This window comes from Variovorax sp. OV329 (assembly GCF_900114785.1).
GTDB lineage: Bacteria > Pseudomonadota > Gammaproteobacteria > Burkholderiales > Burkholderiaceae_C > Variovorax.
On the sequence record NZ_FOUG01000005.1, the window covers coordinates 64,956 to 79,528 of the forward strand.

The window sequence follows — 14,573 nt, forward strand, 5'->3', positions numbered from 1 at the left end:
TTAATTTAGTGCCGGTTGAGGTTGCGCGGCAGTGTCCCACAAAAAAGTCTCAATTTCAAATGGTGCTTTTTCATCTTGTAATATGAAATCTTGAAACACGAGCGTGCTATTTGTGTCCTAGTGCAAGCTACTTGGGGCCTTCCCCTACACTCGAGTGATGCCTCCGCCCAACCTGCCGTCAACTGACGTCCGCGCTGCTGCGCGCTCGTCTTCCTCGCCCTGGGCGGTCTGGCGGCGCTGGTGGCGCCGCCAGACGCCGGTGCTGCAGGACGCGGTTGCCATGGTGGCACCAATGGCCGCGGTGTTGTTGTTTCTGGCCGCAATCGTCACCGCCTTCTGGTACCTGCGGACCGAGGAGGTGGAGCGCGAGCAGGAATCGGTCCGCCGCGACGTCGAATACGCGCAGCAGCGCATGCGCCTGCGACTGCTCGAGCGCCAGGAGCAGTTGATGCGCATCGCCCGCGACGCGGGCAACCGGGAAATCGACCCCAGCGAGTTCGTGAGCCGCTCCGAGTCGCTGGTGAGCCAGTTCCCCGAACTGCAGGCCATCAGCTGGATCGACGACCGCCGCCGCTTCCAGGGCAGCTACTCGGCGCCCAGCGTGCACCCGTCGCAGCAGCACCTGGCCGGCGACGTGCTGCGCCCGGGCGACCTCGAAACCCACTATGCGCTGGCGCGCGAGCTGCGCCAGCCGGTGTATTCGCAGCCCAGCCAGGGGGGCGACCTGCCGCCGGTGCTGCAGCTGCACATCCCGCTCTTCGACCAGGGCCTGTTCGCAGGCGTGGTGCTGGGCGAGTTTTCCATCGACGGCCTGCTGCGCTATGGCATTCCTCCCGAGGTGGCGGCGCGCTACGCGGTCTCGCTGCTGGACGGCAACGGCCGCCTCATTGCCGGCAACACGGTGAACGTGCCGGACCCCGGCGGCCACCGGCTGCTGCCCTGGGGCAAGAAGGTCAACGAATACGAGGTGCCGGTCTCGCCCGTGGGCAACAGCCTGGTGCTGCGGGCGCAGGCCTACCGCACTTCGCAGGGCCTGGTGGGCAATGGGCTGTTCTGGCTGGTGGTGGCACTCTCGGTGCTCACCAGCTGGATGCTGATCGGCACCTGGCGCCACACCCGCCGGCGCCAGCAGGCCCAGCAGGCCCTGGTGGCCGAGACCAACTTCCGCCGCGCGATGGAGAATTCCATGCCCACCGGCATGCGGGTTCTCGACCTGGAAGGCCGCATCACCTACGTCAACGCCGCCTTCTGCGCGATGACCGGCTGGAACGAGGAAGAGCTGGTGGGCCAGTCCCCGCCCTTCCCCTATTGGCTGGAGGCCGACCGCGAGATCATGAACGAGCGGCTCGAGGAAGAGCTGCACGGGCGCTCGCTGCCCGGCGGCTTCCAGGTCCGCGTCAAGCGCAAGAACGGCAGCGTGTTCAACGCGCGGCTGTACGTGTCGCCCCTCATCGACGCGCGCGGCCACCAGACCGGCTGGATGACCTCGATGACCGACATCACCGAGCCCACGCGCATCCGCGAGCAGTTGTCGGCGTCCTACGAACGCTTTACCACCGTGCTGGAAGCGCTGGACGCCGCCATCTCGGTGGCCCCCATCGGCAGCGAGGAGCTTCTGTTCGCCAACAAGCTCTACCGCCTCTGGTTCGGCTCCGACACCGTCGGCCACCTGGGCATGGTGGCGCAGGCGGGCGTGCCCCCCGCCGGCGGCCACGACGAGGAGATGGACGACGTCGACGCCTTCGCCGGCCTGCCGCTCGATTCGCTCACCGGCGCGCAGCCGGCCAACAACGAAATCTTCGTGCCCGAGCTGGGCAAGTGGCTGGAAGTGCGCTCGCGCTACCTCACCTGGGTCGACGGCCGGCTGGCGCAGATGGTGATTGCCACCGACATCACGCAGCGCCGAGACGCCGAGGACCAGAACGCGGCGCAGGCCGACCGCGCGCAGGCGGCCAGCCGCCTGATCACCATGGGCGAGATGGCCTCCAGCGTGGCGCACGAGCTGAACCAGCCGCTGACCGCCATCACCAACTACTGCAACGGCATGGTGTCGCGCATCAAGGGCCAGCAGATCGATTCGGACGCGCTGCTGATGGCGCTGGAGAAGACCTCGCGCCAGGCGCAACGCGCGGGCCAGATCATCCAGCGCATCCGTACCTTCGTGAAGCGCAGCGAACCCAACCGCACCCCGGCCGAGGCCACGACGATGGTGAGCGAGGCGGTGGAACTCGCCGGCATCGAACTGCGCCGCCGCAACGTGCGCTTGAACCACTACGTGGCCGCGCGCCTGCCGGTGCTGCAGGTGGACCCGATCCTGATCGAGCAGGTGCTGGTGAACCTGCTGCGCAACGCCGCCGAAGCCATCGACGTGGCCAAGCGCCCGCCCGCGCGCCGCAGCGTCGAGTTGCGCGTGCTGCCGCGCATGATCGACGGCCACCCCGCGGTGGAGTTCTCGGTGCAGGACACCGGCATGGGCCTCGCGCCCGAAGTGATGGAGCGTTTGTACGAGGCGTTCTTCTCCACCAAGCCCGAAGGCATGGGCATCGGCCTGAACCTGTGCCGCACCATCGTGGAGTCGCACAAGGGCCGGATGCAGGCAGAGAACATCTACAATGGTTCAGAGGTTGTCGGGTGCCGTTTTTCGTTCTGGATTCCGGTACTTGACGCTACAAGATCAATAGCAAGCGACGAGGCAAAGGTACCTGCATGAGTTTGATTCCCAAGAAGGGCACGGTCTATGTCGTCGATGACGACGAAGCCGTTCGAGATTCGCTGCAATGGTTGCTTGAGGGCAAGGACTACCGCGTTCGCTGCTTCGACTCCGCAGAATCCTTCCTTTCGCGCTACGACCCGCGCGAGGTGGCCTGCCTCATCGTCGACATCCGCATGGGCGGCATGACCGGCCTGGAACTGCAGGACCGGCTCATCGAACGCCGCTCGCCGCTGCCCATCGTCGTCATCACCGGCCACGGGGACGTGCCGATGGCGGTCGACTCGATGAAGAAGGGCGCGATGGATTTCATCCAGAAGCCCTTCAACGACGAAGAACTCGTGGCACTGGTCGAGCGCATGCTCGAGCATGCCCGCGGCACCTTCGCGCAGCACCAGCAGTCGGCCAGCCGCGACGCCCTGCTGTCCAAGCTCACCGGCCGCGAGGCGCAGGTGCTCGAGCGCATCGTCGCCGGCCGCCTGAACAAGCAGATCGCCGACGACCTGGGCATCAGCATCAAGACGGTGGAGGCGCATCGCGCCAACATCATGGAAAAGCTCAACGCCAACACGGTGGCCGACCTTCTGAAGATCGCGCTCGGCCAGGCCGGCGCTGCCAAGGCGGCCTCTTAAGCCCCGTTTCAACCAACCGCCACAAAATACGCCTGCGCAAGCGGGCGTTTTTACTTCCAGGGAAGCATCCAGCCATGACGGCCCAACTCATCGACGGCAACGCACTTGCCCGCACCATCCGCGCAGAAGTCACCGGCCGCACCCAGGCCTTGAAGGCCCGCGGCGTGCATCCGCACCTGAGCATCATCCTGGTGGGCGACGACCCGGCCAGCCAGGTCTACACGAAGCACAAGGTCAACGACAGCAACGAGACCGGCCTGTCGGCCACGCTGGAGCGCTACCCCGCCGACATGAGCGAGGCCGACCTGCTCGCGCGGGTGAAGGCCCTCAACGTCGATCCGAAGGTGCACGGCATCCTGGTGCAGCTGCCCCTGCCCAGGCACATGGACAGCCAGAAGGTCATCGAGACCATCTCGCCCGAAAAGGACGTCGACGGCTTCCACATCGCCAGCGCCGGCGCGCTGATGACCGGCGCCAAGGGCTTCTGGCCCTGCACGCCCTACGGCTGCATGAAAATGCTCGAGTCCATCGGCTACTCCCTTCGTGGCAAGCACGCGGTGGTCATCGGCCGCAGCAACATCGTGGGCAAGCCCATGGCCATGATGCTCCTGGCGCAAAGCGCCACCGTCACCATCTGCCACAGCGCCACCGCCGACCTGGGCGCCATGACGCGGCAGGCCGACGTCATCGTCGCCGCGGTGGGCAAGCGCAATGTGCTCACGGCCGACATGGTCAAGCCCGGCGCCGTGGTCATCGACGTCGGCATGAACCGCAACGACGAAGGCAAGCTCTGCGGCGACGTGGACTTCGAAGGCGTGCGCGAAGTGGCTGGCTGGATCACGCCCGTGCCCGGCGGCGTCGGCCCCATGACGCGCGCCATGCTGCTGGTCAACACCCTCGAAGCGGCTGAACGGCAATCGGCCTGATTGATTTTTTCGCCTTGCGCATTTGCTCTTCCGGCCCCATCTTGCACCCATGATGACCAATCCGCTCCTCGATTTCCGCGACCTCCCCTTGTTCGACCAGATCCGCCCGGAGCACGTGGGCCCGGCGGTGGATATCCTGCTGGCGCAAGCCGATGCGGCACTCCAGAAGGTGACGGACCCGGCCTTCCCCGCCGACTGGAACGCCATCGCCAAGGAGCTGGACGTGGCCACCGAGCGCTTCAGCCGCGCCTGGGGCGCGGTGGGGCACCTGAACGCCGTGGCCGATACGCCTGAACTGCGTGCCGCCTACAACGAGGCCATGCCGCGCGTCACCGCCTTCTGGACCCGCCTGGGTTCGGACGAGCGCCTTTATGCCAAGTACAAGGCCATCGACCCCGCGAAGCTCACGCCCGAGCAGCGCCAGGCGCACAAGAACGCGGTGCGCAACTTCGTGCTCGGCGGTGCCGAACTGCAGGGCGCGGCCAAGGAGCGCTTTGCCGCCATCCAGGAACGACAGGCCGAGCTGAGCCAGAAGTTCAGCGAGAACGCGCTGGACGCCACCGATGCCTTTGCCTACTACGCCCGCCTGGACGAACTCGACGGCGTGCCGCAGGACGTGATTGCCGCCGCCCAGGCCGCAGCGCAAGCCGAGCAGAAGGAAGGCTACAAGCTCACGCTGAAGATGCCCTGCTACCTGCCGGTGATGCAGTTCGCAAAAAACACCCGGCTGCGCGAGGCCCTCTACCGCGCCTACGTCACCCGCGCCAGCGAGCTGGGCGACCCGGCACTGGACAACACCGAGCTCATCCGCGAGATCCTCTCCTTGCGTGAAGAAGAAGCGAAGCTGCTGGGCTACCGCAGCTTCGGCGAACTGTCGGTCGTGCCCAAGATGGCCGACTCGCCCGACGAAGTGCTCAAGTTCCTGCGCGACCTGGCCGCCAAGGCCAAGCCCTATGCGCAACAGGACCTGGCCGACCTGCGCGCCTTCGGCGCGAAGGAGTTGGGCATTGCCGACCCGCAGCCCTGGGACTGGAGCTTCATCGGCGAGAAGCTGAAGGAAGCCCGCTATTCCTTCAGCGAGCAGGAACTCAAGAAGTACTTCACCGCCCCCAAGGTGCTGGCGGGCCTGTTCAAGATCGTCGAGACGCTGTTCGAGGTGTCGATCCGCCGCGACAGCGCGCCGGTGTGGAATCCCGGCGTGGAGTTCTACCGCATCGAGCGCGGCACCCAGCTGGTGGGCCAGTTCTACCTCGACCCCTCGGCGCGCGCGGGCAAGCGCGGCGGCGCCTGGATGGACGACGTGCGCGCCCGCTGGCTGCGCCCCGACAGCCAGCACCTGCAGACGCCGGTGGCGCAGCTGGTGTGCAACTTCGCCGAAGGCGTCGATGGCCGGCCGCCGCTGCTCACGCACGACGACGTCATCACCCTCTTTCACGAGTTCGGCCACGGCCTGCACCACATGCTGACCCAGGTGAACGAGCGAGACGTCTCGGGCATCAGCGGCGTGGAGTGGGACGCGGTCGAACTGCCCAGCCAGTTCATGGAGAACTTCTGCTGGGAGTGGGACGTGCTGCGCCACATGACCTCGCACGTGGACACCGGCGAGCCGCTGCCGCGCAATCTCTTCGACAAGATGATCGCGGCCAAGAACTACCAGAGCGGCCTGCAGACGGTGCGCCAGATCGAGTTCTCCCTGTTCGACATGCTGCTGCACACCGAGCACGAGGCAGCCGACGCGCAACCCGGCGCCGTGATGGCCTTGCTGGACAAGGTGCGCGCCGAGGTCGCGGTGATGCCGGCGGCGCCCTTCAGCCGCACGCCCAACACCTTCAGCCACATCTTCTCGGGCGGCTATGCAGCCGGCTACTACAGCTACAAGTGGGCCGAGGTGCTGAGCGCAGACGCCTACGCGGCCTTCGAGGAAAGCGCGGGCGCCGATGGCAAGCCCAGCGTGGAAATCGGGCGCCGCTACCGCACGGCCATCCTGGAAGCCGGCGGCAGCCGCCCGGCCATGGAGTCCTTCAAGGCCTTCCGCGGCCGCGCCCCCGAACTGGACGCACTGCTGCGCCACCAGGGCATGGCTTCGCCGAGTACAACTTCCGCCTGAGTGGCTTTTTTGCATCGGCCCTGGGGCCCCGAGGGCGGCGAACAGCGCCGGCCTTGGCATACTTGCTCCGTTCTTTCGCAAACCCGGAGCTCGCAATGAAGCTGGATGGCCGCCTCGGCTCGATCGCACTGGCCGCACTGACTGCCTGTGCGGCAGGCAGCGCCTTCGCGCAGCAGGTCTATCGCCAGGTCGACGCCAACGGCAAGGTCACCTATTCCGACCAGGCGCCCACGGCTCGCAACGCGCAGCCCGTGACGGGCTCGCGCGGCGGCGACGTGACCTCGCTGCCGGTCGACAACTCCCTGCCCTACGAGCTTCGCCAGGTGGCGCAGCGCTACCCGGTCACCCTCTACACCCGCGACGAGTGCCAGCCCTGTGACGCGGCCCGCAGCCTGCTCACCACGCGAGGCGTTCCGTTCAGCGAGAAGACCGTGCAGACGGCGCAGGACAACGACGCCCTTCAACGCCAGACCGGACAGAACTCCCTGCCCCTGGTGGCCATCGGTGCGCAGCAACTGGTGGGCTTCCAGGACTCCGAATGGTCCCGCTACCTCGACGCCGCCGGCTATCCGACGAGCTCGCGCCTGCCCCCCAGCTATAGAAACGCGCCAGCCTCGCCGCTGGTGGCTCAAGTGAGGGCCGCGCCTCAGGCACCGGCGGCCGCTGCGCCCGCAGCCGCGCCATCCAGCCCGCCTCCGCCGTCGACCGCGGGCGTGCCGACGCCGGAGAACCCCGCCGGCATCCGCTTCTAGGCGCGCGCCTCTTCCTCAGTCGAAGTTCAGCGTCTGCACGCCCGTCGGCGTGCCCAGCAGGCACACGTTCGCGCGCTGGAGCGCGAACACACCCACGGTGACCACACCCGGCCACTGGCTCACTTCCAGCTCGAAGGCCTTCGGGTCGGTGATGCGCAGGCCGCTCACGTCCACGATGTGCTGGCCGTTGTCGGTGACAAGCGCGGCGCCGTCCTTCTCGCGCACCTGCGCCACGCCACCCTTGCTCGCAAACTGGCGGATGATGCGCTGCGCCGCCATCGGGATCACTTCGACCGGCAGCGGGAAGGCGCCCAACGCCTCCACTCGCTTGGAAGCGTCGGCAATGCAGACGAACTGCAGCGATTGGGCCGCGACGATCTTCTCGCGCGTGAGCGCCGCGCCGCCGCCCTTGATCATGTGGCCGCCGCCGTCGATCTCGTCGGCGCCGTCGATGTAGACGGCCAGCTCCTCGACCTCGTTGCTGTCGAAGACCGGGATGCCCAGGGCTTTCAGCCGCTCGGTGGAGGCGACGGAGCTGGACACGGCCCCCTTGATCTGGTCCTTCATGCTCGCCAGGGCGTCGATGAACTTGTTGACCGTCGAGCCGGTGCCCACGCCGACGATGCTGCCGGGCTTCACATAGGCCAGCGCGGCGCGGCCCACCTGGGCCTTGAGTTCGTCCTGGGTCGGGGGGGTGCTGTTCATCGGGGAAAATCCTTGGCTGCTAATCGAAAACAAGAGAATTATCCGATGTCACTCGTTCCCTACGGCCTGGCGCGACCTTTCCTGTTCGGCCTGGATGCCGAGCAGGCCCACGAGCTCACGCTCGACGCGCTGGCACGCACCCAGAACACGCCCCTGGCCTGCTTCTATTCGCAGACCCGCGTGAACGATCCGGTTCGCCTCGCCGGGCTCGAATTCCCCAATCGGTTGGGCCTGGCCGCCGGCCTGGACAAGAACGCCCGCTGCATCGACGCCTTCGCTGCCATGGGCTTCGGCTTCGTCGAGGTGGGCACAGTCACACCCAAGGCCCAGCCGGGCAACCCGAAGCCGCGCATCTTCCGCATTCCCGAGCGCAATGCGCTGATCAACCGCCTGGGCTTCAACAACGAAGGACTGGAGGCCTTCCTGCGCAACGTGCAGCGCGCGCGCTTCCGCCGCACAGGCCGGGGCAGCCCCACCCTGCTGGGCCTGAACATCGGCAAGAACGCGGCCACGCCCATCGAGAACGCCGTGGACGACTACCTGATCGGCCTGGCCGGCGTGTACCCGCATGCCGATTACGTCACCGTCAACATCTCCAGCCCCAACACCGCCAACTTGCGCAGCCTGCAGAGCGACGAAGCGCTGGACGGCTTGCTGGCGGCAGTCGCCAAGCGGCGCGAAGAACTGGCGGCGCAACACGGCAAGCGCGTGCCCGTCTTCGTCAAGATCGCACCCGACCTGGACGAGACCCAGGTGCAGCTGATCGCGGCCACCCTGAAGCGCCATGGCATCGACGGCGTGATCGCCACCAACACCACCCTGGCGCGCGACGTGGTGGCCGGGCTGCGGCATGCGGAGGAAACCGGCGGCCTGTCCGGCGCACCGGTGCTGCAGGCCAGCAACCGCGTCATCGCGCAGCTGCGCGCGGCCCTGGGCCCTGCCTATCCGATCATCGGCGTGGGCGGCGTCCTGAGCGCCGAGGATGCGCGCTCCAAGCTCGACGCCGGCGCGGACCTGGTGCAGATCTACACCGGGCTCATTTACAGGGGACCCGCGCTGGTGCGGGACGCGGCGCGCGCGCTGGCTGCGCGCGCGCCGGGCTGAGGCAGGCGCCTCAGCGCAGCTTCCAGAAAAGCGGAAGCGCCCAGGTCGCCATGCGCAGCAGGCGCCTGGGGCCGACAGCCGCGACCACGCCGAACGCCACGGCCGCGGTGGCCACGGGATGCTCGCGCAAGGTCTGCGTCACCATCTGGCTGAGCGGTGCCTCCTGGGGCATGGAGGCGCCCGAGCCCGGGAGCGGGTTCTGCAGGCGCAGGATGCGCTCGCGCTGGCGCTCCATGCGCGCCAGCAGTTCGTCGCGGTTGGCCGGGCGGGGCTCGCGCAGGGCCGGATCGCGCGGGCGCGAGCCGATCTGTGCCTGCACCCAGTGCCAGTCGCGGGCGAACTCGCGACGCGCCAGGTCGATGCCCTCGGTCTTGCTGCGCAGGGCCTTGACCAGCCAGAGCAGGAAGCCCAGCCAGACCACCGCCCAGACGATGGCGACCGTCCACGCGGCGGCGCTGCGGTGCGGTGTGTCCCAGAAATGGACCACAACTGCCACCGATAGCAAGGCCACCGCCACCGTGGTGAGGCCCATCACGGCTACCACCAACAGGGTGATGAGATGCAGGCGCTGCTTCTCCTCCTCCCAGGCCAAGCGCAGCAACTGCGCACGGTCCTCGGCCGCCAGGGCGCCCTCGCCCGCAGCCACGCGCACGTGGCGCAGCTTGGCGTCCAGGCCGGTGAGCGCGAGGAGGCGCTTGGTCAGCACACCCGTCATTCAGGCGCTCCGCCAGCCCGGCAGCCCGCCATCAGGTCGCCTGGCATGCGTTCAGCGACGGCCAATCAACAAACCCACGAGAACGCCGACCGCCAGGGCGGCACCGGCAATCTGCCAGGGCTCGTCATGGGCGTAGGCGTTGGCCTGGTCGGCCGCTTCACGCGCCTTCCTGGCGGCGAGCTTGGCCTTTTCGGACGCCAATTCGCGAGCGATGGCCACCTTGGCATCGACACGCTGGCGCAACGCCTTGATGTGCGGAACCGAATCCAGCTCCTTGCTCGAGAGCACGCCACGCACGTCGCTGGCGAGGTCTTCGACTACCTGGTTCGCAGCTGCTTCGAGGTTGGCGGTTGATGTAGACATTACTGACGATCCTCCTGAAAAAAGCTTCGCCGGCCACACGCCGGCGGTGAGACACACCACAAATGGCGCATGGCCCCATGTTACAGGCTGGCCGCCGCTATGCCAGCATTTGCGCCACGCGCGCGCCGATTGCAAGGCTGCTCGTGAGGCCCGGCGACTCGATGCCGAACAGGTTGACCAGCCCCGGCACGCGATGCGCCTCGGGCCCCTGGATCATGAAGTCCGCTGCCGGCTCGCCCGGTCCGGAGATCTTGGGCCGCATGCCCGCGTAGCCGGGCAGCAGCGCGCCATCCGGAAGCTGCGGCCAGTACTTGCGCACTTCCGCGTAGAAGGCGTCGCCGCGCGCCGGATCCACCACCAGGTCGCCAGGCGACTCGACCCATTGCACATCGGGCCCGAACTTGGCCTGGCCACCCAGGTCGAGCGTGAGATGCACGCCCAGGCCGCCGGGCTCGGGCACCGGGTAGACGAGCCGGCTGAAGGGAGCGCGCCCGCTCAGGGTGAAGTAGTTGCCCTTGGCGAAATAGGCCGTGGGCAGCTGCTGAGGATCGAGCCCCTGGAAGCGACGGGCCAGCAGCGGCGCGTGCAGGCCTGCAGCATTGACCACGCTGGCGCAGCGCAGCACGGTGCCGTCCGCCATGAAGAGATCGATGGCGCCGTTCGCGCATTCGGCACGTGCCACCGGCGACTTCAGCGCCACCATGCCGCCGGCGTTCTCCAGGTCGCCCTGCAAGCTCAGCATCAGCGCGTGGCTGTCGACGATGCCGGTGCTGGGGGAATGGATGGCGGCCACGCACTGCAGATGCGGCTCCATCGCCTGCGCCTGCCCGCGCGTGAGGATGACCAGGTCGTCCACGCCGTTGGCGCGGGCCTTGGCGACGATGCCTTCGAGTTCGCCCACCTGCTCGGCCGAAGTGGCCACGATGAGCTTGCCGCACCGCCGATGCGCCACGCCGCGCTGGCCGGCGTAGTCGTACAGCGCCTGCTTGCCCTGCACGCACAGTTGCGCCTTCAGCGAGCCCTTCGGGTAGTAGATGCCGGCATGGATGACCTCGCTGTTGCGCGAACTGGTGCCGGTGCCGATGCCGCCTTCACCCTCCAGCACCATCACTTCCCGCCCCGCCAGGGCCAGCGCGCGCGCGACGGCCAGCCCCACCACGCCGGCGCCGATCACGGCGCAATCGATCTTCTCTGCTTCCATGCGCGAAGCTTAGCTGCGCGCTTGGCCTGCCGGGAAGCTCAATGCGGCGGCGCGATCGGTTGGGAGGGGTCATCGGGCTGGCTCGGTGGCGGCACCGGGCCTTGGTCCGGCTCGACCGGCATCTCGCCCGGGTCCGCGGGGCCGGGCTTGTGTGGCGTATGAAGCTCGGGGGTCATGGCCATTCTTTGCTCCTGTGCCCCAAGTGTGCGCCGGTGGACATCACATGGCGAGAGCGCAAAGCAAAAAGGCGATCTGGAAATCCAGATCGCCTTTTTCTTGGGGAATTTGGTGGGCGGTGGAGGTTTCGAACCTCCGACCCCAGCAGTGTGAATGCTGTGCTCTACCCCTGAGCTAACCGCCCTTCGTCGGCAACCGCTGTTGCGTTTGCTGCGAAGCCTCAGATTATAGCAACATTTTCGGCTGCTTCCAGCCGGAACAGCGTTTTTCCGTTGCTGGACTTGTCCAGCTGCAGCAGCACTTCCTCGTGGATCGCCAGTTCCTGCGCCGAAGCAGTGAGCACCGGCAGCTGGAACTGCCGCAAGTCGATGACCGCGACCTGCCCCTGCTGCGGCTCGTCGCTGCCCACGTCGATCAGCAGTGCATCCTGGCCGCGCGTGAGGTTGATGTACACATCGGCCAGCAACTGCGCGTCCAGCTTCGCGCCGTGGAAGGTGCGGTTGGAGCGGTCGACGCCGAAGCGGTCGCAAAGCGCATCGAGCGAGTTGCGCTTGCCCGGGAACAGCGCCTTGGCCATGGCCAGCGTATCGGTGACTTCGCTGCAGTGGTTGCGCAATGGTGGCAGGCCGACGCGTTCGAATTCCTTGTTGAGGAAGCCGACGTCGAAGGCCGCGTTGTGGATGATGATCTCGGCGCCGCGCAGGTACTCCACGATCTCCGGCGCCATCACTTCGAACCTGGGCTTGTCGCGCAGGAACTCGGTGGTCAGGCCGTGCACCTTCAACGCGTCCTCGTGGCTCTCGCGCTCGGGGTTGAAGTAGATGTGCAGGTCGTTGCCGGTCAGCTTGCGGTTGAAGAGTTCGACGCATCCCAGTTCGATGATGCGGTCGCCGTCTTCGGCGGACAGGCCAGTGGTTTCGGTGTCGAGGACGATTTGCCGGGTCATGCGGTCGCGCGCTGCGGTGTCAGTGGTTTTCCTTGGCGTGATTGATCGAGTACTTGGGAATCTCGACCGTCACGTTCTCCTGCGCAAGGATAGCCTGACAGCTCAGCCGCGACTGCGGCTCCAGGCCCCAGGCGCGGTCCAGCAGGTCGTCTTCGCTTTCGTCCGATTCGTTGAGCGAGCTGAAGCCCTCGCGCACGATCACGTGGCAGGTGGTGCAGGCACAGCTCATCTCGCAGGCGTGCTCGATGTGGATGTCGTTGTCCAGCAGCGCCTCGCAGATGGAGGTACCGGCGGGCGCGCTGATCTCGGCGCCCTGCGGGCAGTACTCGGCGTGCGGAAGGATCTTGATGGTGGGCATGGAAAAGATGTTCAGAGGGATTCGAGCGTGCGGCCCGAGAGCGCGCGCGCAATGCCCTGGTTCATGCGGCGGGCGGCAAAGTCCTCGGTACCGTCGGCCAGCGCCTTGGTGGCGGCCTCCACCGTCGAGGCATCGCCGACGTCGCGAGCCAGTCGCAACGCTTCCATCAGCGCGTCGATCTGCTGGCGCTCCTCCGCTTCGAGCAGAGCGCCGTCTGCATCCAGCGCACTCTGGGTGGCCAGCAGCATGCGATCGGCATCCACGCGCGCCTCGACCAGGGCGCGGGCCTGCATGTCCTGCTGCGCGGTGGCGAAGCTGTCCTGCAGCATGGTGGCGATCTGGTCGTCCGACAGGCCGTAAGAGGGCTTCACCTTCACGCTGGCCTCGACGCCGCTGGCCTGCTCCTTGGCGCCCACGCTCAGCAGGCCGTCGGCATCCACGGTGAAGGTGACGCGGATGCGCGCCGCGCCGGCCGCCATCGGCGGGATGCCGCGCAGCTCGAAGCGCGCGAGGCTTCGGCAGTCCTGCACCAGGTCGCGCTCGCCCTGCACCACGTGCAGCGCCAGCGCCGTCTGGCCGTCCTGGTAGGTGGTGAAGTCCTGCGCCATGGCGGTGGGAATGGTCTGGTTGCGCGGCACGATGCGCTCCACCAGGCCGCCCATGGTCTCGATCCCCAGCGACAGCGGGATCACGTCCAGCAGCAGCAGGTCGCCGCTGCCACCGTTGCCCGCCAGCTGATTCGCCTGCACGGCTGCGCCCAGCGCGACGACCTCGTCGGGGTTCAGGTCCACGAAAGGTGCGCGGCCGAAATGCTCGGCGACGGCACGGCGGATCTGTGGCATGCGGGTGGCACCGCCCACGAGCACCACGCCCTGCAGTTCCTGCGGCTTGAGAGAGGCGTCACGCAAGGCCTTGCGCACGGCGGCCAGTGTGCGGTCGGTCAGCGATGCACTCGCCTCCTCGAACTGGGCACGCGTGACCGGCTGGCTGACGCTGCGTCCGTCGACCGTCGCGACGAAAGCCGTCGAGTCGGCATCGGACAGCGCTTCCTTCGCGGCACGTGCCGCGATCATCCAGGCGGCCTTGTCCGTGTCGCTCTTGAGCGTGACGCCGGCCTGCGCCTGGGCGAAGTCTGCCAGCGCGTGGTCGTAGTCGTCGCCGCCCAGGGCCGAGTCGCCGCCGGTGGCGATCACCTCGAATACACCTTGCGTCAGCCGCAGGATGGAGATGTCGAAGGTGCCGCCGCCCAGGTCGTACACCGCGTAGACACCCTCGGCCGCGTTGTCCAGGCCGTAGGCGATGGCGGCGGCGGTGGGCTCGCTGATGAGGCGCAGCACGTTGATGCCCGCCAGTTGGGCTGCGTCCTTGGTGGCTTGACGCTGGCCTTCGTCGAAGTAGGCCGGCACGGTGATGACGGCGCCGTACAGGTCGTCGTCGAAGGTGTCCTCGGCGCGGAAGCGCAGCGTGGCCAGGATTTCGGCGCTGATCTCCACCGGCGACTTGGTGCCGGCGCGGGTCTGCACCTGCACCATGCCGCCCTCGCCTGCCAGCTGGTAGTGCAGCGATTCGCGCCGGCCGATGTCGGCCAGGCCGCGCCCCATCAGGCGCTTGACCGAGGTGATGGTGTTGGCCGGGTCTTCGGCGCGCGCGGCCAATGCGTCGTAGCCGATCTGGCGGCGTTCGTCCTCGAGGTAGCGCACGGCCGAGGGCAGCAGCACGCGGCCCTGCGCGTCCGGCAGGCATTCGGCCACGCCGTTGCGTACGGATGCCACCAGCGAATGCGTGGTGCCCAGGTCGATGCCTACGGCGATGCGGCGGTGGTGCGGGTCGGGCGCCTGCCCGGGCTCTGAAATCTGTAGAAGTGCCATAACTTGAGG

13 protein-coding genes and 1 tRNA gene are annotated in these 14,573 nt (G+C 67.5%); 6 read left to right on the forward strand and 8 right to left on the reverse strand.

Going from position 1 to position 14,573, the window contains the following annotated elements; genetic code table 11:
• The first annotated feature begins 157 nt into the window (after nucleotides 1-157).
• From BM345_RS09875 to BM345_RS09895, 5 genes are all read left to right on the forward strand, one after another.
• Nucleotides 158-2,710, forward strand: coding sequence for a PAS domain S-box protein (locus tag BM345_RS09875; RefSeq protein WP_093378614.1), 2,553 nt, complete (start codon nucleotides 158-160; stop codon nucleotides 2,708-2,710).
• Nucleotides 2,707-3,342, forward strand: a complete 636-nt coding sequence (locus tag BM345_RS09880; RefSeq protein WP_093378617.1) for a response regulator transcription factor — start codon at nucleotides 2,707-2,709, stop codon at nucleotides 3,340-3,342. Before BM345_RS09875 ends, BM345_RS09880 begins: the two co-directional genes overlap by 4 nt.
• Before the next feature lie 74 nt (nucleotides 3,343-3,416).
• Nucleotides 3,417-4,268: a bifunctional methylenetetrahydrofolate dehydrogenase/methenyltetrahydrofolate cyclohydrolase gene (locus tag BM345_RS09885; RefSeq protein WP_093378620.1), complete on the forward strand. Its 852-nt coding sequence runs from the start codon at nucleotides 3,417-3,419 to the stop codon at nucleotides 4,266-4,268.
• Between the two features lie 52 nt (nucleotides 4,269-4,320).
• Complete coding sequence (locus BM345_RS09890) at nucleotides 4,321-6,375, forward strand: M3 family metallopeptidase (RefSeq protein ID WP_093379418.1); 2,055 nt, start codon at nucleotides 4,321-4,323, stop codon at nucleotides 6,373-6,375.
• A 95-nt stretch (nucleotides 6,376-6,470) separates the two neighbouring features.
• Nucleotides 6,471-7,127, forward strand: coding sequence for a glutaredoxin family protein (locus BM345_RS09895; protein ID WP_093378622.1), 657 nt, complete (start codon nucleotides 6,471-6,473; stop codon nucleotides 7,125-7,127).
• Between the two features lie 15 nt (nucleotides 7,128-7,142).
• On the opposite strand, the gene rpiA is transcribed toward BM345_RS09895, so the two are convergent.
• Complete coding sequence (gene rpiA / locus BM345_RS09900; RefSeq protein WP_093378625.1) at nucleotides 7,143-7,832, reverse strand: ribose-5-phosphate isomerase RpiA; 690 nt, start codon at nucleotides 7,830-7,832, stop codon at nucleotides 7,143-7,145.
• Nucleotides 7,833-7,877: 45 nt separating this feature from the next.
• On the opposite strand from rpiA, the gene BM345_RS09905 reads away from it, so the two are divergent.
• The gene (locus tag BM345_RS09905) at nucleotides 7,878-8,936 is read left to right on the forward strand and encodes a quinone-dependent dihydroorotate dehydrogenase (RefSeq protein ID WP_093378628.1); all 1,059 of its coding nucleotides are present in this window, start codon (nucleotides 7,878-7,880) and stop codon (nucleotides 8,934-8,936) included.
• Nucleotides 8,937-8,946: 10 nt separating this feature from the next.
• On the opposite strand, the gene BM345_RS09910 is transcribed toward BM345_RS09905, so the two are convergent.
• The 7 genes from BM345_RS09910 to hscA form a co-directional block, all read right to left on the reverse strand.
• On the reverse strand, nucleotides 8,947-9,651 hold the full coding sequence (locus tag BM345_RS09910) for a phage holin family protein (RefSeq protein ID WP_093378630.1): 705 nt from the start codon (nucleotides 9,649-9,651) through the stop codon (nucleotides 8,947-8,949).
• Nucleotides 9,652-9,702: 51 nt separating this feature from the next.
• The gene (locus tag BM345_RS09915) at nucleotides 9,703-10,014 is read right to left on the reverse strand and encodes an ElaB/YgaM/YqjD family protein (protein WP_093378633.1); all 312 of its coding nucleotides are present in this window, start codon (nucleotides 10,012-10,014) and stop codon (nucleotides 9,703-9,705) included.
• 97 nt (nucleotides 10,015-10,111) lie between these two features.
• Nucleotides 10,112-11,215 carry an NAD(P)/FAD-dependent oxidoreductase gene (locus BM345_RS09920; protein ID WP_093378635.1) on the reverse strand — a complete coding sequence of 368 codons (1,104 nt, stop codon included), beginning with the start codon at nucleotides 11,213-11,215 and terminating at the stop codon, nucleotides 10,112-10,114.
• 286 nt (nucleotides 11,216-11,501) lie between these two features.
• Nucleotides 11,502-11,576, reverse strand: a tRNA-Val gene (locus BM345_RS09925).
• Between the two features lie 36 nt (nucleotides 11,577-11,612).
• Entirely contained in the window at nucleotides 11,613-12,338 is a 726-nt protein-coding gene (gene dnaQ / locus BM345_RS09930; protein ID WP_093378638.1) for a DNA polymerase III subunit epsilon, read from the reverse strand.
• 19 nt (nucleotides 12,339-12,357) lie between these two features.
• Nucleotides 12,358-12,696, reverse strand: coding sequence for an ISC system 2Fe-2S type ferredoxin (fdx, locus tag BM345_RS09935; RefSeq protein ID WP_093378640.1), 339 nt, complete (start codon nucleotides 12,694-12,696; stop codon nucleotides 12,358-12,360).
• An 11-nt stretch (nucleotides 12,697-12,707) separates the two neighbouring features.
• Nucleotides 12,708-14,564, reverse strand: coding sequence for a Fe-S protein assembly chaperone HscA (gene hscA, locus BM345_RS09940; protein WP_093378643.1), 1,857 nt, complete (start codon nucleotides 14,562-14,564; stop codon nucleotides 12,708-12,710).
• Nucleotides 14,565-14,573 lie beyond the last annotated feature (9 nt).